19 protein-coding genes and 2 pseudogenes are annotated in these 24719 nt (G+C 73.2%); 15 read left to right on the top strand and 6 right to left on the bottom strand.

The features are described from left to right. From EEJ42_RS46100 to EEJ42_RS46135, 8 genes are all read left to right on the top strand, one after another. On the top strand, window positions 1–529 hold a 529-nt coding region (locus tag EEJ42_RS46100), incomplete at its 5' end, for a TIGR03084 family metal-binding protein (protein ID WP_123108109.1). Then, window positions 526–2220 carry an acyclic terpene utilization AtuA family protein gene (locus EEJ42_RS46105; RefSeq protein WP_123108110.1) on the top strand — a complete coding sequence of 565 codons (1695 nt, stop codon included), beginning with the start codon at window positions 526–528 and terminating at the stop codon, window positions 2218–2220. The genes EEJ42_RS46100 and EEJ42_RS46105, both read left to right, overlap by 4 nt. Then, window positions 2217–3815: an acyl-CoA carboxylase subunit beta gene (locus EEJ42_RS46110; protein ID WP_123108111.1), complete on the top strand. Its 1599-nt coding sequence runs from the start codon at window positions 2217–2219 to the stop codon at window positions 3813–3815. The genes EEJ42_RS46105 and EEJ42_RS46110 overlap by 4 nt, the downstream gene beginning before the upstream one ends. A 23-nt stretch (window positions 3816–3838) precedes the next feature. After that, complete coding sequence (locus EEJ42_RS46115; RefSeq protein WP_123108122.1) at window positions 3839–5857, top strand: acetyl/propionyl/methylcrotonyl-CoA carboxylase subunit alpha; 2019 nt, start codon at window positions 3839–3841, stop codon at window positions 5855–5857. After that, on the top strand, window positions 5854–7011 hold the full coding sequence (locus EEJ42_RS46120) for an acyl-CoA dehydrogenase family protein (protein ID WP_123108112.1): 1158 nt from the start codon (window positions 5854–5856) through the stop codon (window positions 7009–7011). Before EEJ42_RS46115 ends, EEJ42_RS46120 begins: the two co-directional genes overlap by 4 nt. A gap of 78 nt (window positions 7012–7089) precedes the next feature. Further along, window positions 7090–8685, top strand: a complete 1596-nt coding sequence (locus tag EEJ42_RS46125) for a 4-coumarate--CoA ligase family protein (RefSeq protein WP_123108113.1) — start codon at window positions 7090–7092, stop codon at window positions 8683–8685. Then, complete coding sequence (locus EEJ42_RS46130) at window positions 8682–9464, top strand: enoyl-CoA hydratase family protein (protein ID WP_123108114.1); 783 nt, start codon at window positions 8682–8684, stop codon at window positions 9462–9464. The genes EEJ42_RS46125 and EEJ42_RS46130 overlap by 4 nt, the downstream gene beginning before the upstream one ends. Next, window positions 9461–10081 carry a TetR/AcrR family transcriptional regulator gene (locus EEJ42_RS46135; RefSeq protein WP_123108123.1) on the top strand — a complete coding sequence of 207 codons (621 nt, stop codon included), beginning with the start codon at window positions 9461–9463 and terminating at the stop codon, window positions 10079–10081. The genes EEJ42_RS46130 and EEJ42_RS46135 overlap by 4 nt, the downstream gene beginning before the upstream one ends. Window positions 10082–10132: 51 nt before the next feature. Here EEJ42_RS46135 and EEJ42_RS46140 read toward each other — a convergent pair whose 3' ends face one another. Beyond that, complete coding sequence (locus EEJ42_RS46140; RefSeq protein ID WP_123108115.1) at window positions 10133–11233, bottom strand: citrate synthase 2; 1101 nt, start codon at window positions 11231–11233, stop codon at window positions 10133–10135. A gap of 514 nt (window positions 11234–11747) precedes the next feature. Here EEJ42_RS46140 and pdxH point away from each other — a divergent pair. Both pdxH and EEJ42_RS46150 read left to right on the top strand, forming a co-directional pair. After that, window positions 11748–12377 (top strand): pyridoxamine 5'-phosphate oxidase, encoded by a 630-nt coding sequence (gene pdxH, locus EEJ42_RS46145; protein ID WP_179940295.1) that lies wholly within the window; start codon window positions 11748–11750, stop codon window positions 12375–12377. 475 nt (window positions 12378–12852) lie between these two features. Further along, window positions 12853–14364 (top strand): PAS domain-containing protein, encoded by a 1512-nt coding sequence (locus EEJ42_RS46150; protein WP_123108116.1) that lies wholly within the window; start codon window positions 12853–12855, stop codon window positions 14362–14364. Window positions 14365–14380: 16 nt separating this feature from the next. Here the strand turns inward: EEJ42_RS46150 and EEJ42_RS46155 are convergent, their stop codons facing one another. Next, a complete protein-coding gene (locus tag EEJ42_RS46155) occupies window positions 14381–15136 on the bottom strand; it encodes an SIS domain-containing protein (protein ID WP_123108117.1) in 756 nt (251 codons plus the stop codon). 192 nt (window positions 15137–15328) lie between these two features. On the opposite strand from EEJ42_RS46155, the gene EEJ42_RS46160 reads away from it, so the two are divergent. Together EEJ42_RS46160 and EEJ42_RS46165 are read left to right on the top strand one after the other, a co-directional pair. Continuing rightward, window positions 15329–16021 (top strand): iron-dependent transcriptional repressor DtxR, encoded by a 693-nt coding sequence (locus EEJ42_RS46160; RefSeq protein WP_063729711.1) that lies wholly within the window; start codon window positions 15329–15331, stop codon window positions 16019–16021. Between the two features lie 667 nt (window positions 16022–16688). Next, complete coding sequence (locus tag EEJ42_RS46165; RefSeq protein WP_123108125.1) at window positions 16689–17573, top strand: alpha/beta fold hydrolase; 885 nt, start codon at window positions 16689–16691, stop codon at window positions 17571–17573. 40 nt (window positions 17574–17613) lie between these two features. Here EEJ42_RS46165 and EEJ42_RS46170 read toward each other — a convergent pair whose 3' ends face one another. After that, a complete protein-coding gene (locus tag EEJ42_RS46170) occupies window positions 17614–18243 on the bottom strand; it encodes a hypothetical protein (protein WP_123108118.1) in 630 nt (209 codons plus the stop codon). A 360-nt stretch (window positions 18244–18603) separates the two neighbouring features. Between EEJ42_RS46170 and EEJ42_RS46175 the strand changes: the two genes are divergently transcribed. Further along, complete coding sequence (locus EEJ42_RS46175; protein WP_123108119.1) at window positions 18604–18957, top strand: SH3 domain-containing protein; 354 nt, start codon at window positions 18604–18606, stop codon at window positions 18955–18957. A 132-nt stretch (window positions 18958–19089) separates the two neighbouring features. Here EEJ42_RS46175 and EEJ42_RS46180 read toward each other — a convergent pair whose 3' ends face one another. The 3 genes and pseudogenes from EEJ42_RS46180 to EEJ42_RS46190 form a co-directional block, all read right to left on the bottom strand. Beyond that, window positions 19090–20769, bottom strand: a complete 1680-nt coding sequence (locus EEJ42_RS46180; RefSeq protein WP_123108120.1) for a transporter — start codon at window positions 20767–20769, stop codon at window positions 19090–19092. Then, a complete protein-coding gene (locus tag EEJ42_RS46185) occupies window positions 20766–21608 on the bottom strand; it encodes an ABC transporter ATP-binding protein (protein WP_425473083.1) in 843 nt (280 codons plus the stop codon). The genes EEJ42_RS46180 and EEJ42_RS46185 overlap by 4 nt, the downstream gene beginning before the upstream one ends. Before the next feature lie 287 nt (window positions 21609–21895). Next, a pseudogene (locus tag EEJ42_RS46190) lies at window positions 21896–22534 on the bottom strand (bifunctional DNA primase/polymerase); the annotation flags it as partial. 370 nt (window positions 22535–22904) lie between these two features. Between EEJ42_RS46190 and EEJ42_RS46195 the strand changes: the two are divergent. Together EEJ42_RS46195 and EEJ42_RS52095 are read left to right on the top strand one after the other, a co-directional pair. Then, window positions 22905–24296: an NsdA family TPR-like regulatory protein gene (locus tag EEJ42_RS46195; protein WP_123108121.1), complete on the top strand. Its 1392-nt coding sequence runs from the start codon at window positions 22905–22907 to the stop codon at window positions 24294–24296. A 162-nt stretch (window positions 24297–24458) separates the two neighbouring features. Further along, window positions 24459–24719, top strand: a pseudogene (locus tag EEJ42_RS52095) (hypothetical protein); the annotation flags it as partial.

The following is a 24719-nucleotide window of genomic DNA, read 5'->3' on the forward strand; positions in this document are numbered from 1 at the left end:
CGAGCCGCCCGCCGCGCTGCTGGAGCGGTGGCGGGAGGGGCGGGAGCGGCTGGCGCGGGTGCTCGCCGCGCAGCCGCCCGGCGCCCGGTTGCCGTGGTACGGGCCGCCGATGAGCGTCATGTCGATGGTGACGGCGCGGCTGATGGAGACCTGGGCGCACGGCCAGGACGTGGCCGACGCGCTGGGCGTGCGCCGCATCCCCACCGCCCGGCTGCGGCACGTGGCGCGTATCGGCGTACGGGCCCGGGGCTACGCCTACGCCGCGCGCGGCCTGGAGCCGCCCGCCGAGGAGTTCCGCGTCGAACTCACCGCGCCGGGTGGTGAGGTGTGGACGTACGGCCCCGAGGATGCGTCCCAGCGCGTCACGGGCCCCGCGCTCGACTTCTGCCTGCTGGTCACGCAGCGCGCCCACCGCGACGACCTGGCCGTACGGGCCGAGGGCCCCGACGCGGACCACTGGCTGGACATCGCCCAGGCCTTCGCCGGACCCCCGGGGCGTGGGCGGCGGCCGGGCGGGGGTGCGGCGTGACCACGACGGAACCCCTCCGCATCGGCAATGCCTCCGGCTTCTACGGGGACCGCTTCGACGCCCTGCGCGAGATGCTCACCGATGGGCCGCTCGACGTGCTGACCGGGGACTATCTCGCCGAGTTGACCATGCTGATCCTCGGGCGGGACCGGGCCAAGGACCCCGCCCGCGGCTACGCCACCACCTTCCTCCGCCAGCTGGAGGACACCCTCGGGCTCGCCGTCGAGCGGGGGGTGCGGATCGTCGCCAACGCGGGTGGGCTGAATCCGGCCGGGTTGGCCGACGCCATCCGGGGGCTCGCGGAGCGGCTCGGGATCGGGTGCCGGGTCGCGCACGTGGAGGGGGACGATCTGCTGGGGGCGCGGGACTGGGGGCCGGGGGTGGTCAGCGCCAACGCCTATCTCGGGGGTGGCGGAATCGCCGCGTGTCTACGAGGCGGGGCGGACGTCGTGGTCACGGGGCGGGTCACCGACGCCGCGCTCGTCACCGGGCCCGCCGCCGCGCACTTCGGGTGGGCGGCGGACGACTGGGACGCGCTGGCCGGGGCCGTGGTCGCCGGGCATGTGCTGGAGTGCGGGACGCAGGCGACCGGCGGGAACTACGCGTTCTTCACCGAGATCGACGACCTGCGCCGCCCCGGCTTCCCGCTCGCCGAGATCCACCCGGACGGGTCGGCCGTCATCACCAAGCACCCGGGCACCGGCGGTGCCGTCACCGTCGGCACCGTGACGGCCCAGTTGCTGTACGAGACGGCGGGCGCCCGCTACCCCGGGCCGGACGTGACGGCCCGCCTGGACTCCGTACGGCTCACCCAGGACGGCCCCGACCGGGTGCGGATCGACGGCGTACGGGGCGAGGCGCCGCCGCCGACCCTGAAGGCCGGGCTGACCCGGCTCGGCGGGCACCGCAACGAGGTGGTGTTCGTGCTCACCGGCCTCGACATCGACGCCAAGGCCGCCCTCGTACGCGATCAGATGGAGGCGGCCCTCACCAAGCGCCGCCCCGCCGAGGTCCGCTGGACGCTGGCCCGCACCGACCGCCCCGACGCGGACGTGCAGGAGGAGGCGAGCGCGCTGCTGCGGCTCGTCGTCCGGGACCGCGACCCCGACACCGTGGGGCGGGCGGTCAGCGGCGCGGCCGTGGAGCTGGCGCTCGCCAGCCTGCCCGGCTTTCACGTCACCGCGCCGCCCGGCAAGGCCGCCCCGTACGGGGTGTTCGAGGCGGCGTACGTCCCTGCCGAGAGCGTTCCGCACATCGCCGTCCTGCCGGACGGCACCCGGACCGCGATCCCCCCGGCCCCGCACACCCGCCGGCTCACGCCCGCCGACGAACCCCCGCTGCCGCCCCCGCTCAACGGCCCCACCCGCCGCGCCCCGCTCGGCGCGGTCGCCGGGGCGCGGAGTGGCGACAAGGGCGGGAGCGCGAACGTCGGTGTGTGGGTGCGTACCGATGACGCCTGGCGCTGGCTGGTCCACACCCTCACCGTCGACCGGTTGCGCGAACTCCTCCCGGAGACCGCCGATCTGCCGATCACCCGCCACCAACTCCCGCATCTGCGCGCCCTCAACTTCACCGTCGACGGCCTGCTCGGCGAGGGCGTCGCGGCGCAGGCCCGCTTCGACCCGCAGGCCAAGGCCGTCGGCGAATGGCTGCGCTCGCGCCACCTCGACATACCGGAGGTACTGCTGTGACCGTGCTCGCGTCCGCGCTCGACCCCGCAGGCGCCGACTACGCGGCCCACCGCGAGGCGATGCTCGCCAAGCTGACCGAACTGGAGGCGGAACACGCCAAGGCGCTCGCGGGCGGCGGCGAGAAGTACGTCGAGCGCCACCGCAAGCGCGGGAAGCTGCTGGTCCGGGAGCGCATCGAACTCCTCCTGGACCCCGATGCGCCCTTCCTGGAGCTGTCCCCGCTCGCCGCCTGGGGCAGCGACTACCCGGTCGGCGCCTCTGTGGTCACCGGCATCGGCGTGATCTCCGGCGTCGAGTGCCTGATCAGCGCCAACGACCCCACCATGCGGGGCGGTGCCAGCAATCCGTGGACGCTGAAGAAGATCCTGCGCGCCCACGAGATCGCCCGCGTCAACCGCCTCCCCGTCGTCAGCCTCGTCGAGTCCGGCGGCGCCGATCTCCCCTCGCAGAAGGAGATCTTCATCCCGGGCGGCGCCCTCTTCCGGGACCTCACCCGGCTGTCGGCCGACGGAATCCCCACCGTCGCCGTGGTCTTCGGCAACTCCACGGCCGGAGGCGCGTACATCCCGGGCATGTCCGACCACGTGATCATGGTCAAGGAGCGGTCCAAGGTCTTCCTGGGCGGTCCGCCGCTGGTCAAGATGGCCACCGGCGAGGAGAGCGACGACGAATCCCTCGGCGGCGCCGACATGCACGCCCGCACCTCCGGGCTCGCCGACTACTTCGCCACCGACGAGCCCGACGCCCTCCACCAGGCGCGCCGCGTCGTCGCCCGCCTCAACTGGCGCAAGGCCCACCCCGACCCGGGCCCGGCCGAGCCGCCGAAGTACGACGCCGACGAGCTGCTCGGCATCGTCCCGGGCGACCTCAAGGTGCCCTTCGACCCCCGCGAGGTCATCGCCCGCATCGTCGACGGCTCCGACTTCGACGAGTTCAAGCCGCTGTACGGGGCGAGCCTCGCCACCGGCTGGGCCACCCTCCACGGCTATCCCGTGGGCATCCTGGCCAACGCCCAGGGGGTGCTGTTCAGCGAGGAGTCGCAGAAGGCCGCGCAGTTCATCCAGCTCGCCAACCAGCGCGACATCCCCCTCCTCTTCCTCCACAACACCACCGGCTACATGGTCGGCCGCGCCTACGAGCAGGGCGGGATCATCAAGCACGGCGCCATGATGATCAACGCGGTCTCCAACTCCCGCGTCCCCCACCTCTCCGTCCTCATCGGCGCCTCCTACGGCGCCGGCCACTACGGCATGTGCGGCCGCGCGTACGACCCGCGCTTCCTCTTCGCCTGGCCCAGCGCCAAGTCCGCCGTCATGGGCCCGCAGCAGCTCGCCGGGGTGCTGTCGATCGTCGCCCGCCAGTCCGCCGCCGCCAAGGGGCAGCCGTACGACGACGACGGCGACGCCGCCCTGCGCGCCATGGTCGAGCAGCAGATCGAGTCCGAGTCGCTGCCGCACTTCCTCTCCGGGCGGCTGTACGACGACGGCGTCATCGACCCGCGCGACACCCGCACCGTCCTCGGCCTCTGTCTCTCCGCCCTCCACACCGCGCCCGTCGAGGGGGCGCGCGGTGGCTTCGGCGTCTTCCGGATGTGAGGAAAAACCCCGCCGTGATGTCCGTGATCCGAACCCTCCTCATCGCCAACCGCGGCGAGATCGCCCGCCGCGTCATCCGCAGCTGCCGCGAACTCGGCATCGCCACCGTCGCCGTCCACTCCGACGCGGACGCCGACTCCCCGCACGTCCGGGAGGCCGATACCGCCGTACGGCTGCCGGGCGACGCCCCCGCCGACACGTACCTCCGCGGCGACCTGCTGACCAAGGCCGCCCTGGCGGCGGGCGCCGACGCCGTCCACCCCGGCTACGGCTTCCTCTCCGAGGACGCCGCCTTCGCCCAGGCCGTGCGCGACGCGGGGCTGCTGTGGGTCGGGCCGCCGCCCGCGGCGATGCAGGCCATGGCCTCCAAGACCCGCGCCAAACGGCTCCTGCGCGACGCGGGCGTCCCCCTCCTCGACTCCCTCGACCCGGACCGGGTCGCCGCCGACGACCTGCCCGTCCTCATCAAGGCCGCGGCGGGCGGCGGCGGCCGCGGCATGCGCGTCGTCCGCGACACGGCCGCGCTCGCCGCCGAGCTGACCTCCGCCCGCGCGGAGGCGGCGTCCGCCTTCGGGGACGGCGAGGTGTTCGTCGAGCCGTACGTCGAGGGCGCCCGCCACGTCGAGGTCCAGGTGCTGGCCGACACCCACGGCGCCGTGTGGTCCCTCGGCACCCGCGACTGCTCGCTCCAGCGCCGCCACCAGAAGGTCATCGAAGAGGCCCCGGCGCCGGGCCTCGGCGACGAACTGCGCGGCCTGCTGGAGGAGTCGGCCGTGAACGCGGCCCGGGCCATCGGATACGAGGGCGCGGGCACCGTCGAGTTCCTGGTCTCGTCGGCGGGCCGGGCGTACTTCCTGGAGATGAACACGCGCCTCCAGGTCGAGCACCCGGTGACGGAGGAGGTGTACGGGCTGGACCTGGTGGCCCTCCAACTACGGGTGGCCGAGGGCCGACCCCTGGACCCCGAGCCCCCGTCCCCGCGCGGCCACGCGGTCGAGGCACGGCTGTACGCGGAGGACCCGGGGCGGGGGTGGCAGCCGCAGGCGGGCGTGATGCACCGGCTGGATCTCGCCGGGCTGCGCGTCGACTCCGGGATCGCGGACGGGGACGTGATCGGCGTCCACTACGACCCCCTGTTGGCCAAGGTCATCGCCTGGGCGCCCACCCGCGCCGAGGCGCTGCGGCGGCTGGCCCACGGGCTGGAGCACGCCCGGATCCACGGCCCGGTCACCAACCGCGACCTGCTGGTACGAGCCCTGCGGCACCCGGAGTTCGAGGCCGGGCGCATGGACACCGGCTTCCTCGAACGCCACCTCGACGCACTCACCGAGGACAACGGGGAGGGCCTGGCGCTGGCCGCCCTCGCCGCCGCGCTGGCCGACGCATCGGATCGGCCCGCGACGGTGGCGGGGCGGCTCGGGGGCTGGCGGAACGTACCGTCCCAGCCGCAGACCAAGACGTACCGCGCAGCGGACGGCACCGAGCACGAGGTCCGCTACCGGCTCACCCGCGACGGCCTCGTCACGGAGGACTTCCCGGACCTCCGGCTGCTCCGGGCGGCCCCGCACCATGTCGTCCTCGAAGTCGACGGCATCAGGCGGAAGTTCGACGTTTCACGTCACGACGACCGCATATACATCGACGCGCCCCTCGGGTCGCACACCCTCACCCCCCTGTCCCGCTTCCCCGACCCCACCGCCCGCACCGCGCCGGGCTCCCTGCTGGCCCCCATGCCCGGCACGGTGGTGCGGATCGCCGACGTCGCCGTGGGCGACCCCGTGGAGGCGGGCCAGCCGCTGCTGTGGCTGGAGGCGATGAAGATGGAGCACCGCGTCACGGCCCCCACCGCCGGGGTGCTCACCGCGCTGCACGCCGCCGAGGGCCGTCAGGTCGAGGTCGGCGCGCTGCTCGCGGTCGTCACGGCCCACCACGAAGCAGCCGCCCACGACGAAGCAGCCGCCCACGACGGAGCAGCCACCACAGCCGAGGCAGCCACCCCACACCAGGCAGCCACCCAGGACGACGGACGGAGCCGCACATGAGCCAGGCCCGGGCGCACACGCCCATCGACACCCCGGAGCAGGCCGACCTCCGCAGCGCGGTCGCGTCCTTCGGCAGGGACAACCTCGACACCGCCACCCGCGACCTCTGGGCCAAGGCGGGCAAGCTCGGCTACCTCGGCGTCAACCTCCCCGAGGCGTACGGCGGCGGAGGGGGCGGCATAGCCGAGCTGTCCATCGTGCTCGAAGAGCTGGGCGCGGCGGGCTGTCCGCTGCTGATGCTCGTCGTGTCGCCCGCGATCTGCGGCACGGTGATCGCCCGGTACGGCACGGACGCGCAGAAGTCCCGCTGGCTGCCGGGGCTGGCGGACGGCAGCGTGACGATGGCGTTCGGCATCACGGAGCCGGACGCCGGATCGAACTCGCACCGCATCACCACCACCGCTCGCCGCGACGGCACCGACAAGGGCGCCGATTGGGTGCTCACCGGCCGCAAGGTCTTCATCTCCGGCGTGGACATCGCCGACGCGACCCTGATCGTGGGCCGCACGGAGGACGCGCGTACAGGGAAGCTCAAGCCCTGCCTGTTCATCGTCCCGGGCGGCACCCCCGGCTTCTCGTACCACCACATCCCCATGGAAGTGGCCGCGAACGAGAAGCAGTTCGAGGTCGTCATGGACGACGTACGACTCCCGGCGGACGCGCTGGTGGGGGACGAGGACGCGGGTCTTGCGCAGCTCTTCGCGGGGCTCAACCCGGAGCGGATCATGACGGCGGCGTTCGCCCTCGGGATGGGCCGTCACGCGCTGGCGAAGGCGGTGGACTACGCGCGCACCCGCCAGGTGTGGAAGGAGCCGATCGGCGCGCACCAGGCGATCGCGCACCCGCTCGCCCAGGCGCACATCGAGGTGGAGCTGGCCCGGCTGATGATGGCGAAGGCGGCGTATCTGTACGACGCGGGGGAGGACGCGGCCGCGGGGGAGGCGGCCAACATGGCGAAGTACGCGGCCGGGGAGGCAGCCGTGAAGGCGGTGGACCAGGCGGTGCACACGCTCGGCGGGAACGGCCTGACGGAGGAGTACGGGCTGGCGAAGCTGATCACGGCGGCGCGGGTGGCGCGGATCGCACCGGTCAGCCGGGAGATGATCCTCAACTTTGTCTCGCATCAGACGCTGGGGCTGCCGAAGTCGTACTGACGGTCGTACCGGCGCGACGAGCGGGGCAGAACGGACGGGAAGGCACCTGGCAGGCACAGTGACCCGAGGGGAGCGGCCATGGCGCTGCGCAGCGAGTTTCCCGATGTCCCGCCCGTCGATCTGCCCATTCACGACGCGGTGCTGGGCCGCGCGGCGAAGGAGTTCGGGGACCGTACGGCGCTGATCGACGGGGTGACGGGGGAGAGCGTCGGCTACGCGGCGCTGGACCACGCCTCGCGCCGGATCGCCGCGGAGCTGGCGGCGGCGGGGGTGCACAAGGGGGAGGTGGTGGCGCTGCACAGCCCCAACTCGCTGATGTATCCGATGGCGTTCTACGGGGTGACGCGCACGGGCGCGGCGGTCACCACGGTGCATCCCCTGTCGACGGCGGAGGAGTTCGCCCAGCAGCTGCGGGACGCGGCGGCGGCCTGGATCGTGACCGTGTCGCCGCTGCTGGGGGTGGCGCGGCAGGCTGCGGAGCAGGCGGGCGGCGTGCGGGAGATCTTCGTGTGCGACGAGGCGAGCGGGCACCGTTCGCTGCGGGACATGTCGGCGGGCTGGACGCCGGAGCCGGTGGTGGACATCGACCCGGCGGAGGACGTGGCGGTGCTGCCGTACTCGTCGGGGACGACGGGCAGCCCGAAGGGCGTGATGCTGACGCACCGCAGCGTGGCGACCAACCTGGCGCAGGTGGAGGCGCTGGTGCCGACGCGGCCGGGGGAGCGGGTGCTCGCGGTGCTGCCGTTCTTCCACGTGTACGGCCTGACGGCGCTGATGAACGCCCCGCTGCGGGCCGGGAGCACGGTGATCGTGCTGCCGCGCTTCGACCTGGACCAGTTCCTGACGGCGATCGAGCGGTACGAGGCGCAGGCGCTGTACGTGGCGCCGCCGATCGTGCTCGCGCTCGCCAAGCATCCGGCGGTGGCGGAGCACGACCTGTCGTCGGTGCGGTACGTGCTGAGCGCGGCGGCGCCGCTGGACGCGCGGCTGGCCGAGGCGTGCGCGCGGCGGCTGGGCGTGCCGCCGCTGCTCCAGGCGTTCGGGATGACGGAGCTGTCCCCGGGCTGCCATCTGGTGCCCCGGGCGGCGGAGGGCGTTCCGCCGGGGACGGTGGGGAAGCTGCTGCCGAGTACCGAGATGCGCATCGTGGGGATGGACGGCGGCCGGGAAGCGGGCCGGGATGTGGGGCCGGGCGAGGACGGGGAGATCCTGATCCGGGGCCCGCAGGTGATGAAGGGCTACCTGGGGCGGCCCGACGACACGGCGGCCATGGTCGACGCGGACGGCTGGCTGCACACGGGCGACATCGGCCATGTGGACGCGGACGGCTGGCTGTTCGTGGTGGACCGGCTGAAGGAGCTGATCAAGTACAAGGGCTACCAGGTCGCCCCGGCCGATCTGGAGGCCGTGCTGATCGCGCACGAGGCCGTCGCCGACGCCGCCGTGATCGGCGTGACGGACGGGGACGGCAACGAGATCCCTAAGGCGTACGTGGTGCGCGTGCCCGGTGCCCGGATCTCGGAGGACGAGCTGATCGCGTACGTTGCCGGGCAGGTGGCCCCGTACAAGAAGGTCCGCCGCGTGGAGTTCACGGAGAGCGTGCCGCGCTCGGCCGCCGGGAAGATCCTGCGCCGCGAACTGCGCGCCAGGGAGAGGAGTTCGACCACCCCATGACCGACACCCACGGCGACGCGGCCTTGGTGCGCTCGTCCGACGACCACGGCATCAGGACGCTCACGCTCGACTCGCCGCACAACCGCAACGCGCTCTCCGCACGCCTGGTCGCCGAGCTGCGGGCCGGGCTGGCGGCGGCCGAGGCGGACCCGGAGGTCCGGGCGGTGCTGCTCACGCACACCGGCAACACGTTCTGCGCGGGCGCGGATCTGCGCGAACCCCCGGCCGTGTCGGGCGCGCAGGGGCTGGTCGCGCTGTTGCGCGCCCTCGTGGAGCTGCCCAAGCCGGTGGTCGCGCGGGTCACCGGGCATGTGCGGGCCGGTGGTCTGGGGCTGCTCGGGGCGTGCGACATCTCGGCGGCGGGGCGGGGCGCGAGCTTCGCGTTCACCGAGGCGCGGCTCGGGCTGGCCCCGGCCGTCATATCGATGCCGCTGCTGCCCCGCCTGGACGCCCGCGCGGCGGCCCGCTACTACCTCACGGGGGAACGGTTCGACGCCGCCGAGGCGGCCCGGATCGGCCTGGTGACGGTGGCGGACCCGGAGGGTGACGCGGACGGGGTGCTCGCGCCCGTACTGGACGGTCTGCGCCGCGGCTCCCCGCAGGGCCTGGCGGAGTCCAAGCGGCTGGTGACGGCCGAGGTGCGGCGGGCGTTCGACCGGGACGGGGAGGGGCTCGCGGAGCTGTCGGCGCGGCTGTTCGCGTCGGCGGAGGCGCGGGAGGGGATGACGGCGTTCCGGGAGCGGCGGGATCCGGCGTGGGTGACGGGGGCCGGGAAGTGAGCCCTGGTACGCGTACGCCTCCGCGCGACCCCAAGCAGGACCGCAGCCGCGCGACCCGGCAGCGGCTGCTGGAGGCCGCCGTGGCATGCCTGGCCGAGCACGGCTGGGCGGGGTCGACGGTGTCGGTGGTCGCGGAGCGGGCCGGGGTGTCCCGGGGCGCGGCCCAGCACCACTTCCCGACCCGGGAGGACCTGTTCACCGCCGCGGTCGAGCACGTCGCGGACCAGCGTTCGGCGGAGCTGCGTGCCCTCGCCCCCGCGGGTGAGGGCACGGCCCGCACCCACGCGGTCGTCACCGAGCTGGTCGACCTGTACACCGGCCCGCTGTTCCGGGCCGCGCTCCAGCTGTGGGTCGCGGCGTCGTACGAACCCCAGCTGGGCGCCCGGGTGACCGTCCTGGAGTCCCGCATCGGCCGCGAGACGCACCGCATGGCGGTGGAGCTGCTGGGCGCCGACGAGACGGCCCCGGGGGTGCGGGAGGCGGTGCAGGGGCTGCTCGACATGGCCCGCGGCCTGGGCCTGGCCAATCTGCTGACGGACGACAGCGCACGCCGGGAGCGGGTGGTGGCGCAGTGGGCGCGGATCCTGGACGAGGCGCTGGGCGCGGACGGCGGGTAGGGGGCCGGGGCGGGGAGTGCCCCCGGCTCGCTCGGCCCCGGCCCTGACCCGCTACCGCGAGATGTCCCCGTACCCGTCGATCTCCTGCGGGCCGCGGGTGCCCGGACCGACGTACCGCGCCGAGGGGCGGACGAGACGGCCCGTCCGCTTCTGCTCCAGGATGTGCGCGCTCCACCCGGCGGTCCGCGCGCACGTGAACATCGACGTGAACATGGGCGCGGGGACCTCCGCGAAGTCCAGCGTGATCGCCGCCCAGAACTCGACGTTGGTGGCCAGCACCCGGTCCGGCCGCCGGTTGTGCAGCTCCTCCAGGGCGGCCCGCTCCAGCGCCTCCGCGACCTCGTAGCGCGGCGCCCCCAGCTCCTTGGCGGTGCGCCGCAGCACCCGCGCCCGCGGGTCCTCGGCGCGGTAGACCCGGTGCCCGAAGCCCATCAGCCGCTCGCCCCGGTCGAGCGCCTTCTTGACGTACGCGGTGGCGTCGCCGGTGCGCTCGATCTCCTCGATCATGCCCAGCACCCGCGAGGGCGCGCCCCCGTGCAGCGGTCCGGACATGGCCCCGACCGCGCCGGAGAGCGCGGCGGCGACGTCGGCGCCGGTGGAGGCGATGACGCGGGCGGTGAAGGTGGAGGCGTTCATGCCGTGTTCGGCGGCGGAGGTCCAGTACGCGTCGACGGCGGCGACGTGCTTGGGGTCGGGCTCGCCCCGCCAGCGGCGCATGAAGCGCTCGACGATGGTCTCGGCCTTGTCGATCTCCCGCTGCGGCACCATCGGGCGGCTCTGGCCGCGCGCCGACTGGGCGACGTACGACAGCGCCATGACGGCCGCGCGGGCGAGGTCGTCGCGGGCCTGGGCCTCGTCGATGTCGAGGAGCGGTTTGAGGCCCCAGACGGGCGCGAGCATGGCCAGCGCGGACTGCACGTCGACCCGGACGTCGCCGGAGTGCACCGGGATGGGGAAGGGCTCGGCGGCGGGCAGCCCGGGGTTGAAGGCGCCGTCGACCAGCAGGCCCCAGACGTTACCGAAGGACACATGGCCCACCAGGTCCTCGATGTCGACGCCGCGGTAGCGGAGCGCGCCGCCCTCCTTGTCGGGTTCGGCGATCTCCGTCTCGAACGCGACGACTCCCTCGAGTCCGGGTACGAAGTCGGACATCGGGCGGCTCCTCATGTGTGGGCGACGGGTGGACGAACGGCTGGTGCGGCTGGTGCGGGCTGTTGCGGAAGGTGCGGGGCGGTGCGGAATTTACGGGCTGGTGCGGATGAAACGTCAGAGGGGCGGAGAACGGTGTCATCGGGGGTCGTTCGGCCCGGGACGGCTCCGCGGCCGACGGCTCGCGGTCCGTACCGGATACCCGGTGGTGTGCCCCGTGCGCGCGGTGGTCACCCAGCGGGGCGAAAACCGGTGCCGGGGCACCGCGCTGACAGGCGCATGTTCGGCCACGGCACGGGGGACGCGCCAGTCACGGGAGCGCGTGAGAAGTGGCACACCCCTTGCGCGGCGGGGGAGGGTTACGGACCCCCGACGCGGGGGAGAGGGAGCATCGCTCTTTCGTGGTAACCCGTGCGGTGGACCGATGATGTTGCAAGATATGCGCGTGCCTCACGTTGACCCGGAGCCCCCGGCTTCCCCCTCGGCTTACTCCGCGCGTACGTACGACCCGGCCGCCATGCGCGAGCACTACCGCGCGGTGGGCGTTGACGAGGCGGCCCTCGGGAGCACCCCGTTCCAGCAGTTCACGCGGTGGTTCGAGGAGGCGGTGGGCAGCGGGCTCTACGAGCCGAACGCGATGGTCGTCGCCACGGCGGACGCGGCCGGGCGCCCCAGCTCCCGTACGGTCCTGATGAAGAGCTTCGACGAGCGCGGCTTCGTCTTCTACACCAACTACGGGTCGCGGAAGGGCCGCGAACTGGCCGAGAACCCCCAGGTCTCGCTGCTCTTCCCCTGGCATCCCATCGCCCGCCAGGTGATCGTGACGGGCGTCGCGCACCGCACCGGGCGGGACGAGACCGCCGCGTACTTCCGGACCCGCCCGCACGGCTCGCAGCTGGGCGCGTGGGCCAGCGCGCAGTCCTCGGTGGTCGGCGCGCGGGAGGAGCTGGACCGGGCGTACGCGGAGCTGGCGGACCGCTATCCGCCGGGGGAGCAGGTGCCGGTGCCGCCGGAGTGGGGCGGGTTCCGGGTGGTGCCGGAGGCGGTGGAGTTCTGGCAGGGCCGCGAGAACCGGCTGCACGACCGGCTGCGGTACGTGCGGACGCCGGGCGAGGAGGGCTGGCGGATCGAGCGCCTGTCGCCGTGAGGCGTGTGGTACGTCCGGCGGCCCCTCGGCGCCCGGTCCCGGTGCGGGGAGCGCACAGCCTCCAGGCCCTGCTTGGCCAGCCGCTCGACGAGCCCGGTCCCGGCGCGGGGAGCGCACAGCACTCGGGGCCTCGGCACACAGCCGGAGACGCAGACGACCCGCGGGTCTGTCCCCTGGCGCCGGTGAGGGCGCCTGGGGGCCGGTCGGACGTACCGGCGACCCGCGGGCCGGGTGACTGCGTGGGATTGGCCGGCTGCGCACATCTTTCGTACGCGAGTCCGGCGAATGCGCTGAGCGCGACGACGGACTGCTAGCCCGCAGTCACCTCACGCGTCCGGATTTGATACATCTGCCGAACCACCTCCCTTCTCGTGTGCTCCACACCTTAGGAACGCCCTCGCGCCGCACACAAGCAAATTTCCGAGAGGCAACGATTTCGCGGAATCCGGTGTGGCGCGCGTCACGTTCGAGTTCAATGTTCCGACGTGCACCACCACAGGCAGCCACGTCCACCACGTCCCGCAGGGGGTGTCCGGTGACCGCTCCGCAGCGCTCCGAACCCGCGCGTCCCGCACGTCCCGTCCCGGCGCAGTCGGCGGCCGTGCCCGTGCCCGCGGCCGGCCCCGGCCGGGACGACTCCGATCTGCTCGCCGCGCTCCTCGACGGCATGGACGCCGCGCTGTGCGCGTTCGACGCCGACGGCACCGTCACCCACTGGAACCGCGAGGCCGAGCGCATCCTCGGCTGGCCGGCGGCCGAGGCCGTGGGGCGCAAGGGGCTGGCGGGCTGGGCGACCCGTGCGGAGGACGCGCGGGACGTCGAGGCGCGGCTGATGGAGGCCCTGGACGCCACCGGGCGCCGGGTGCACGAGTTCGCACTGCTGACCAAAAACGGCGGCCGGGTCCTGGTCCGCACCCAGTCGTCCGCCGTGCCGGGCGCGGACGGCAGCCCGGCCGGGGTGTACTGCGCGTTCAGCGAGGTGCACGCGCAGCTGGACCTGGAGCGGTCGATCGCGCTGAGCGAAGCGCTGCTGGCGGACGCGTCCTGGAGCGTCGTCCTCGTCGACGCCGACCTTCGGGTGGCGGTCCTCAACGGCAACGCGGCGGGCGCCCTGCGCACCGGCCGCACCGCCGCGCTCGGGCGGCCGCTGGGCGAGTTCCTCGACCAGGGCGTGGACGAGGCCGAGAACGCGCTCCAGCACGTCCTCGCCGAGGGCGCGCCCCCGGCGCCCACCGAACTGTGGGTGACGCTGCGCGAGGCGGCCGACGAGGCCCCGGACGACGGGCCCCCGGCGCGCCGCTGCTGGCGCAGCGGTTTCCTGCGGCTGGCCTCGCCGCTCACCGAGGAGCCGGTGCCGCTCGGGGTGGCCTGGATCTTCCAGGACGTGACGGAGGCGAAGGAGCACGAGCAGGAGAGCGCGCGGCTCCGCTTCCGCGGCAATCAACTGCACCGGGCGGCACGGGCGGCGGCCGAGTGCGAGGACCCGATGGAGGCGGCCGCGGTCCACCTGGACTTCGCGCTCGCGGGCTTCGCCGACCACGCCCTGATCGACTTGGTCGTGGAGCGCCGTACGGAGTCGGCGCCGCCGGACGCGCTGTCGTCCGCCGCTCCGGAGCCGATCCGGCTCTTCCGGGCGGCGGCCACGCCGTGCGGCACCGCGGGTCCGTGCTCCCCGATCGCCCCGGGCGGCATCCCGGTGGCCTACCTGGAGGGCCACCCGGCGCTCCAGGCCGCCGAGCGCAGCGGTTCGGTGCGGGCGAGTGCGACGCGTACGGACGAGAAGGCGGCGGCGCGGTGGGCGGCGGCCCGCAAGTGGCCGGAGGGCTCGGTGCACGCCCTGTGCGCGGTGCTGCGCAGCCGCGGCCGCACCCTGGGCGTCCTGACGTTCCTCCGCGGCCCGGCCCGCCGCCCCTTCGACCGCCAGGACACGGCGTACGCGGAGGACGTGGCGGCCCGGGTCGCGGCCGCGGTGGACCTGGCCCGCTAGGGCCGGCCCGGATCTTCTACCGCCGGTAGAAGATCCGGGCCCCGTACTCCGTCATCACCTGGCTGTTCCATTCGTGGCCGCCGTCCACGTTGCCCGACCGCAGCAGGGGCGGCCGTACACCGCGGGCCACCAGCTCCTCCACCCCCGCCGCCACCACGGCCTGCATCAGCGCGCTCGTCACCACGGTCGACGCGGGGGCGAACGGTGCCCCGACGCCCTCCGCCGTCAGCTCCGCGTCGCCGACCGCGATCTTGCTGTCGAGGACCAGATCGCAGTGGTCCTTGAGGAAGGTCCCCGAGGCGTTACGGGGTGTGGTCGCCGTCGCGTACGCCACGGACGTCACACCGATCACCGTCGCCCCGCGCTCCCGCGCGCCCGTCGCCATCTCCACCGGCAGCGTGTTCCGGCCGGACAGCGAGATGATGAACAGCAGATCGCCGGTGCGCAGCGGCCCGGTCTCCAGGACGGCCGTGGCCAGCCCCTCGACCCCCTCCAGCGCGCTGCCCAGGGTCGCGGGCACGATGTCCACGCCGACCACCCCCGGCACCGGGAGCAGGTTCATCAGGGCCAGCCCGCCCGCGCGATAGACGACGTCCTGGGCGGGCAGGGAGGAGTGGCCCGCGCCGAAGACGAAGATCCGGCCGCCGCCGGTGACCGCGTCCGCGATCAGGCCGCCCGCCGCGGCGATGCGGTCGGCCTCCTCGTCCCGCACCCTGTGCAGCAGCCCGATCGCGGCGTCGATAAAGCGCCCTGCCGGCTTGCTCTGGCTCATCGCCGAGGCCCTTCGTGTCGGTGTTAACTTGGGTCCACATCCCCGTGGCGCGGATCACGTTGCGTTGTGGATCATGAAGCTGTCAATACCACCTCCGCCCAGCGCTACGGCAGTGGCCGATCCGGCTCTCTTGTCGGTGGGATGCGTCAGAATTGGGTTCAGGGCCACCGCACGACACATCAAGGGGCACGCATGTCCGGACTGATCGACACCACGGAGATGTATCTCCGCACCATCCTCGAACTCGAGGAGGAGGGCGTGGTCCCCATGCGCGCCCGGATCGCGGAGCGGCTCGATCAGAGCGGCCCCACCGTCAGCCAGACCGTCGCGCGCATGGAGCGCGACGGACTGGTGACGGTCGCGGGCGACCGTCACCTGGAGCTGACGGAGGAGGGCCGTCGGCTGGCCACGCGCGTGATGCGCAAGCACCGGCTCGCCGAATGCCTGCTCGTCGATGTGATCGGCCTGGAGTGGGAGCAGGTCCACGCGGAGGCGTGCCGCTGGGAGCACGTGATGAGCGAGGCGGTGGAGCGCCGGGTGCTCGAGCTGCTGCGCCACCCCACCGAGTCGCCGTACGGCAACCCGATCCCGGGGCTGGACGAGCTGGGCGAGAAGGGCGAGGCCGACCCGTTCCTCGACGACAGCATGGTGAGCCTGCGCGAGCTGGCGCCCGGCACCGAGGGCAAGACGGTGGTCGTGCGCCGCATCGGCGAGCCGATCCAGATGGACGCCCAGCTGATGTACACGCTGCGCAGGGCCGGGGTCCAGCCGGGCTCGGTCGTGAGCGTGACGGAGTCCCCGGGCGGCGTCCTGGTGGGCAGCAGCGGCGAAGCGGCCGAACTGGAGGCGGACATCGCCTCCCACGTCTTCGTGGCCAAGCGCTAGGTCCTGCCGGACAGGGCCTGAGCCCAACCCGCCTGCGCGCGGTCGCTGACGTCCGGGCTCATGCCGGGCGCAGACGCCCCCGGCATGAGCCGCCCCGCGCCGCGCGCGCCCGCGCCGTCGGCGGGACACGCTGAGCGGGGCGACGGCGTCGGCCCGCTCAGCGTGCGCCACCTGCGGTGACGGTTTTTGTCTGGACCGGAGTTCGGGGAAATCGAGCGGGCGGGGGCGACCCGTGCAACCCTGTCGCTGACGCATATGCACAAGCGTGCTCGCGGTCAGGGGAGGGGGCTCCTATGGGCCCGGCGGGCGGCAGCGATGCCGAGCGGGCGTTCGAACGCGAGGGCCCCGGTGCCATGAGGCGCCGGGGCCCTGCTTCCCCATGTCCCCCCGAAGGGCCCCGGATCGTGCGGGCCGCGCGAACGCGGCCGTTACGACCCGGGGCCGTAGCGACCCGGAGCCCCGAGCTCCCAGGGTCATCCCCCGCGGACTTCCTTCCCCGAGTAGTCCGCCTCCCGCTAGCTGTCTCCCCTCGGCGGAGGCGACCAATCCTTGAGGGCGGTCACTCGAATGAGGGGTGTTGCCCGGCACTTGCGGTGCGTTCGAATATGAGTTCGATACTGTGGGGTGGTGGGGGTTGCCCGGGAGAGGGATGGAGGTGCCAGACGACATGGTGCGACGCATCGACGTGACCGGAGCCGGCGGTGTGCGGCTCGCGGCCTGGGAGTTCACGGACCCGCCCAAGGCCGGAGGCCGCGCGGGGGCGCGCGGCGGCCCCGGGGTGCTGCTGCTCCACGGGCTGATGGGCCGCGCCGCGCACTGGGCGGAGACCGCCCGCTGGCTCGCCACCCGGCACCGGGCCGTCGCCCTCGACCAGCGCGGCCACGGCCGCAGCGAGAAGCCTGCCGAAGGGCCGTTCGACCGCGGTACGTACGTGGACGACGCCGAGGCGGCCATCGAGCAGCTCGGGCTGGGCCCGGTCGCCCTCATCGGCCACTCCATGGGCGCCCTGACGGCCTGGCAGCTGGCCGCCCGCCGCCCCGATGTGGTCCGTGCCCTCGTCATCTGCGACATGCGGGCCTCGGCGCTCGGCGGTGCCTCCCAGCGCGAATGGAGCGACTGGTTCCGGTCCTGGCCGGTGCCGTTCGCGACCCTGGCGGACGTCCGCAAGTGGTTCGGCGAGGACGATCCGCTGCTGGAGCGCCCGAACCCCGCCCGGGGGGACTTCTTCGCCGAGGTCATGGCCGAGCGTTCGGACGGCTGGCGCCCCGTCTTCTCCCGCCGCCAGATGCTGAAGGCCCGTGCGGCCTGGGCGCATGACGCGCACTGGGAGGAGTTGGCCCTGGTGGAGTGCCCGACCCTGGTCGTCCGCGGCCTGGACGGCGAGTTGGGCCGCGCCGAGGCCCAGGAGATGGTCCGCGTCCTCCCCCGCGGCGAGTACGCGGAGGTGGCCGACGCGGGCCACCTGGTCCACTACGACCGGCCGGACGGCTGGCGCCGCGCGGTGGAGCCGTTCCTCGCGGCGGCCCTCCCCGCGCAGCCCGGACCGGTGTAGTCCGGAGGAGTGCGGCAGTAGTCCGGAGCAATTCGGCGGATCAGCGGCGCGCGGGGAACTTCCAGACGAACGGCTTGCCGCCGATCTCGGTCCAGGCGATCTCCAGCCGCTTCGTGTCCGCGGGGATGAGGAAGGTGTTGCAGAGGGTGTAGCTCTGGCCGTCCTTCCAGTTCTTGATGTCGTCCGAGTCGGTGCAGCCCTTCGGCGCGTCACCGCCGATGACCTTCGCGCCGCGCTGCCCGTCCGCGTACACATCCGCGTAGTCGCCGACCCGCGGCCATTCCTTCACGACGTCACCGGCCATATGCCGGTACGTCACATAGCCGGTCGCGGGGACCTTGCCCCGGGCGTCCTTCGGGTCGGAGACCAGGGACGTGGCATCGGCGGCGGTTCCGACGTCGACGCGCCGCGCGGTGATCGAGTAATACGGCTTGACGCCGGTGTCCTCTTTGAATGCCCGTGACGCGGACTGCCCGGGTTTCAGCACGGCCTTCGCCGCCGCACTCGCACCGCGCTCGCCGTTCTTGTGTGCGCTGAAGCGGGAATGCGGCTTGTTCTTATGGGACGTGGACGTATGGCTCTTTTTCCCAGGAGATCCGCAGGCGGTGAGAGCCAGGGCCAGTACGGCAACGGGCGTAGCGATGCGCAGCCACGTTGTCTTGTTCAGCAAGTCGATCTCCCCAGCGTGATCCTTCTTCGATCGATGATCCTAGGGGCTCGAATTCCGAATCCGGGTCGTCAACTGTGTGCGTACTGTGACGGCCTGAGTGCGAGTGTGTGGAAGTAGCGCGGCGATGGAGGAGGGCGGGGTGCGGGGGTGGTGGACGCCGCCACGGCGGGCGGTGGGTGGCCGGATCCGGGCCCTGGCCGCGGTACGGACGAAAGCATTCCCATCCGGAATTCAACCTTCGTGGCGTCAACGGCGTCTCCCAGTACGGCGCTTGCGGATTGGCTGCTGCTACGCTCAGCAACGCGCCATCGCGCATTAGCACAAGAACTAGGGAAATCACTGATCTCGGGGGGAGATCGCGTGAAACTTAAACATCAAGCCTCGATGGTCGTGCTCTCGGCGGCGCTCATGCTGGGCGGCTCGATCGCGATGGCACCCACGGCATCCGCCGTGGGTTCCTCGGCGTGCCGGTTCAATTCGCCGGACGTCAATTTCAAGGTCGTCACGAGTGGTGCCAGATTCCGTTCCGGACCGGGAAGCAGGTACCGCGCGAAAGGGACGCTGTACCGGGGAGACTCCTTCCGGTACTTCTGCCGCACCGGCGGTCTGGGCGGATTCATGAAGAGCTGGTCCTACGGGAAGATCCTCAAGCGGACCACCTCGGGCATCAAGCCCGGGACCCGGGGCTGGGTCTACAGCAAGTACCTGGACTAGCCGCCGAAGACGCGCGAAGACGCGCAGATACGTTCCGTCAAGGAGTGAGGGACAAGAGGGGGAAACGGCGCGGGAGCGGGACCTGACCAGTCCCGCTTCCGCGCCGCTCGTTCTGCTCGTGCGCAGGGGCACTCAGCCCTTGCTCACCGCCGCCAGGATCTCCGGCAGCCGCCCCGCCGTCCGCGGCGCGGCCAGTCGCAGACCGGTCTCCGCGATCGCCGCGCCGTACACCACGCCCAGCGGCAGCAGCACCCACAGCAGGCTGTGCATCCCGCTCATGTGCAGCCAGATCGTCAGGCCCAGCAGCGGCGCGCACAGCAGGGTGCCCATGACCATGCCGCCGAAGAGGCTCATCCACGCGAGCGAACCCTGCCCCGGTGCCACGCTCTTGGCGCTGTCCTGCGGAATGGAGTACGGGCGCAGCGCCGAGGCCATCGCGCCGGTCGCCAGCAGCGTGCCGAGCAGGCCGAAGGCGAGCCCGAGCGCTTCGGGGACGGCCGCCGGCTTCTTCAGGAAGGCGGCCGAGCCCACCACCGCCAGGAGCACGTACGGCACCCCGACCAGCGCCACCGCGAACGCCCGTCCGCGCAGCTCGAGATAGGCGTCACGCGGCGAGGAGATGGTCTGCGCGACCATCCAGAAGGCGGAGGAGTCCTGCCCGAACTGGTTGTACATCTGCATGCCCAGCATCCCCGCGGCCCAGCACGACCAGTAGATGCTGCCGTTGCCCTGGACGGAGGTGATGAACGGCATCAGCAGGCCGACCCCCAGCGAGCTGACCCAGCTGGCCTTGGCCTTGGGGTCGCGCACCGCGTACCGCAGGGTGCGCAGCATGACCGTGCCGGTGCGCCCCGCGGGCAGCAGTCGGCCGAGCGGGCCGCGCTCGGCGGCGGACGAGCCCGCCCCGTCGGCGCCCCGCCGGGGCTTCTCCTGCTGGATCGTGGAGCTGTCCGGTGCGGTCATCAGATGCGTCAGGCTGCGCGACCACCACCACATCAGCAGCGCCAGCACGACCGCGCTCAGGGCGAACTGGGCGGCGGCGACCCCGTACGAGCCCTCGCTCACGCCCTGCACGGCGTCGATCGCCGACGCGGGCGGAACCCAGCGCAGGATGTCCGCGGTGGGCCGCAGCACGCCGAGCCCGCCCTGGCCGGACAGCTTCTGCACGCCCATGTTCACGAACTGCACGCCGATCGCCACGAACAGACCGCTCAGCAGCGCCAGATCGCGGCCCTTGCGGCTGCTCAGCAGCCGGGTGTTGGCGGTCGCGACGGCCCGCGCCAGCGCCACGCACGTCAGCACGGCCAGTACGCCCGCCAGGACGGCCGCCGCCGCGGCCGCCGCCCCGTGCGCGATGGCGATCAGCGAACCCACCACCAGGGTCAGCGTGAACAGCGGGCCGACGCCGATCAGCGAGGACACCAGCAGCGCGCCGATCAGCGGCCGGGGCCGCAGCGGCAGCATCACCAGCCGGGTGGGGTCCAGGGTTTCGTCACCGCTGGGGAAGAAGAGCGGCATCACGGCCCAGCCCAGCGCGAGCACCGCGGTGAGCACGGTGACCAGCGCGTCCGCGTTGTCGACCCCGCGCAGCAGCACCAGGCCGAGCAGTTGGAGGGCGGCGAAGAGGACGGTGATGACGAGCGAGGTGATGTACGCGGCGCGGCGGCCCGCGGACTGCCGCAGCCCGTTGCGCATCAGCGACAGCTTCAGCTGGACGAAGACGGGCAGCAGCGAGCCGGTGGGCACCGGCGGGGGAGCGGGCGCCGCGGTGGCGAGCGGTCCCTTGGCGTCGAGGGGGTCGGTGAGCGTCATCGGGCGCCGCCGCCGAGCCAGTCGAGGTTGTCCCCGGAGCCCTGGTCGCGGGCGCCCACCAGCTCCAGGAACGCGTTCTGGAGGGACGGCGCGTCGCCCCGTACGTCGGCCAGCGCACCCTGCGCCCGGATCTTGCCGCGCGCCATCACCGCGACCCAGTCGCACAGCGACTCGACCAGCTCCATCACATGGCTGGAGAAGACGACCGTCGCACCGGAGCGGGTGTAGCGCTCCAGCACGCCGCGGATGGTCTGCGCGGAGACCGGGTCGACGCCCTCGAAGGGCTCGTCCAGGAAGAGGACTTCCGGGTTGTGGAGCAGCGCGGCGGCCAGGCCGATCTTCTTCCGCATACCGGTCGAGTAGTCCACGACCAGCTTGTTCTGCGCACCGGCCAGGTCCAGGACGTCCAGCAGCTGGGTCGCGCGCTTGTCGACCTCGTCGCCGGGCAGCCCGCGCAGCCGCCCGGTGTACGCGAGGAGTTCGCGTCCCGAGAGCCGCTCGAACAGCCGCAGCCCCTCCGGCAGTACGCCGATCCGCGCCTTGACCTCGGCCGGGTCCTGCCAGACGTCGTGCCCGCCGATCTCGACGGTGCCGGAGTCGGGGCGCAGCAGTCCGGTGATCATCGAGAGGGTCGTGGTCTTGCCCGCGCCGTTGGGGCCGACGAGCCCGATGAACTGCCCGGCGGGCAGTTCGAGATCGATGCCCTGGACCGCGATCTGCTCCCCGTACCGCTTCCACAGACCCCGCACCTGCACGGCCGGCCGCCGATGCGGGGCGGCGGGATCGTCCGCCGCCTCGGCGGGTGCGTGTACGTCTGCGTCCGTGTGTGCGTCCGGCACTGAAATCCCCGTCTCCCAACATCAGGCTGGTCCGGGGACTGGTCGTGTCCCCGTCCGCGCCCACGATACGGGGGGCCTGTGACGGCGCCCAGGGACGTCAGGCGTGCCTGGGCGCGTCAGCGCCCCTGGGGCGACCGGGGCGCGTGGCCGCGGGGCTCCCGCCCGCTGGTGTCGCGCCCTTGGGTCTCGCGCCCGCTGGTGTGGCGCCCGCTGGTGTGACGTCCAGGGGTCTCCCGCCCACCGGGCCCCCGCCCACCGGACCCCCGCCCACCGGTGTCGCGTCCGCGGATCTCCCGTCCGCACGCGTAGGCGAGCGTGCTCACCAGCTCCTCGGCGTCCGGCAGCCAGCGGTTGGCGGCGGTCGGTCGACGGGCCCACTGGGTCGGACCGTGCCGTCCGACCCGGGTCGGGGGCGCGACCACGTAGTCCCCGTCGCCGCGGGCGGCCAGGTCGACCGAGGACGGCGGCCAGCCCAGGTTCCGCAGCAGGTCCGGGATCTTCGCGGCGGCGCCGGGGAGCACGAAGAAGAGCATCCTGCGGTCCGGGGTGGAAGTGACCGGGCCGAGGTCGACGTTGCGGCGCTCCATCCGGGCCAGCGCCAGACAGCCCGCCGACTCCGGTACGTCCAGGGCGTCGAAGGTGCGGCCGGTCGGCAGCAGGATCGACGCGCCCGGGGTGCGGGCCCACATCCGCCGGACCACGACCGGGCTGCCGGTCGCCTGGTTCACCCAGTCCGGGGCGGTCGGATGGGCGCCGGGGGCCGGGCAGCCGGCCTGTCCGCAGGAGCAGCGCTGGAGGCCCTTCACGGTGTCCAGCCAGGCACCGGCGAGCACGTCCCAGTGCCGTTCCTCCGCGTAGCGCACCGCGGCGTCGAGCAGCCCTTCCCCGCGCTGCTTCGGAATATGTGGTGTGCCTGTCACGTCCATGGTCTCTTCCACGACCAAGACAACTTCCGGCGTCAACAAGGGTTACGGCCGAGGCCACGGACCCGCGCGCATGGCCGCGCCCCCCGGAGGCGAACCGAGCCCCAAGAGGGGGCGCGACGGCACACCGGGGCGCATGGGTGCATGACCGGGGGCGCGTATGGGGTTCCGGCTGTGTAAGCGGGTAGCCACCATGCGTGACAGGCGTACGAGGGCGTTTTGGCGCGGCCGTACGCACGTACGTGAACCAAGCGGTCTATGTGGTCAATACGGGCAAGTTCCGCATTCGCCGTATACCTGCGATACCCGCGGGGAACTGATCAACAGGGACGGCATCCGCCGAGAACGCACAGCAGTCACTGGGGGTAAAACCATGGCCGCTAGGCCGCTTGTGGCGCGACAGCCGAACGAACGGCTGCAAGCGCTCATTCAGGAAGCCGCGTGCTCCAATGCCGGTTTGGCCCGCAGGGTCAACATGTGCGGTGCCGAGCACGGTCTCGATCTGCGCTACGACAAGACGTCGGTCGCCCGGTGGCTGCGCGGTCAGCAGCCCCGGGGCCGCGCCCCGGGCATCATCGCCGAGGCGCTCGGCCGCAAGCTCGGTCGTACGGTCACGATCGACGAGATCGGCATGGCCAACGGCAAGAACCTGGCGTCGGGCGTGGGGCTTCAGTTCTCGCCGACCGTCCTCGGCGCGATAGAGCAGGTCTGCGAGTTGTGGCGCAGCGACGTCGGCCGCCGCGACTTCCTGACCGGTTCCACGGTCGCCGCCTCGGCGCTCGTCGAGCCCAGCCGCGACTGGCTGATCACCGGCGCGGACGCGCAGGTCGCGCGCACCGCCGGGGCCCGGGTCGGCCGCTCCGACGTCGCCGCGGTGCGGGCCACCACGGACGCGCTGGTCGAGCTGGACCACCGCTACGGCAGCGGCCATGTGCGGCCCGTCGTCGTCCACTACCTCAACAGCGTGGTCTCCGGACTGCTCGCCGGGTCCTACCGGGAGTCGGTCGGGCGCGAACTCTTCGCGGCGGTCGCCCGCTTGACGGAGCTGGCGGGGTACATGGCGATCGATACCGGTCAGTCCGGGCTCGCCCAGCGCTACTACATCCAGGCGCTCCGGCTCGCCCAGGCCGCCGGGGACCGGGGGTACGGCGGCTACGTGCTGGCCGCCAGCATGAGCCATCTCGCCGCCCAGCTGGGCAACCCCCGGGAGATCGCGCAGCTGGCCAAGGCCGCGCAGGAAGGCTCGCGCGGCCAGGTGCCGCCGCGCGCCGAGTCGATGTTCCTGGCCGCCGAGGCGCGCGGGCACGCGCTGATGGGGGACGCCCCGGCCTGTCAGCACGCGGCCGGGCGCGCCCTGGACGCGATGGAGCGGGCGGTGGGCAGCGGCGGGCCGTCCGGGGACGAGCCGCCGTGGATCCAGCACTTCGACCACGCCTATCTGGCCGACGAACTCGCCCACTGCCACCGCGACCTGGGCCAGGCCGAGCCCGCCCGGCGCCGCGCCGAAGAGGCCCTGGCGGGCCACCCGGAGGGCCGGGTGCGGCGCCGCGCCATCGGGCTGCTGCTGCTGGCCACGGCGCACGTCCAGGGCCGCGAGGTGGAGCAGGCGTGTCACGTCGGCGGCCAGGCGGTGGATCTGCTCCAGACGCTGCGCTCGAACCGGGGCGCGGAGTATCTGGACGACTTCCAGCAGCGGTTGGAGCCGTACCGGGACGAGCCGGTGGTACGGGAGTTCGGGGCGAGGCTGGAGGTGCAGGCGGCCTGAGCCCCTCCTGACGCCCCTGCCGCGGCCCCTTCGCGGCGCTGTTGCCGGGCCTTTACCGGGCCTTTGCCGGTGACCAGTCTCTCCCTCCGGCGGTCTCATACCCCCGCGGGTAACCGGTAGCGTGACCCGACGATTCGGTAATCGCTTCTTCAAGGAGACCCGGTGACGCAGAGCGGACAGGGGAACGAGCCGCAGCTGCCTGCGGTCCGTGAGGGCGTCGTACTGCCCGCTCAGGGCGACCAGTGGCCCTCGGAGCCCTCGGAGCCCACGCCGCCCTCGGGACAGCAGCACGGCACCCCCGCCGGTGGGCAGGCGTGGGGCCAGCCCTGGGGACCCCAGGACGCACCGCAGGGGCCGCCCGCGCCCGCTCCCGCTGCGCCTGCCGGGCCCGACTCACCGTCCGCGCCCGCCGGGCCTCCCGCG

Source organism: Streptomyces botrytidirepellens, assembly GCF_003721215.1.
Taxonomy (GTDB): domain Bacteria; phylum Actinomycetota; class Actinomycetes; order Streptomycetales; family Streptomycetaceae; genus Streptomyces; species Streptomyces himastatinicus.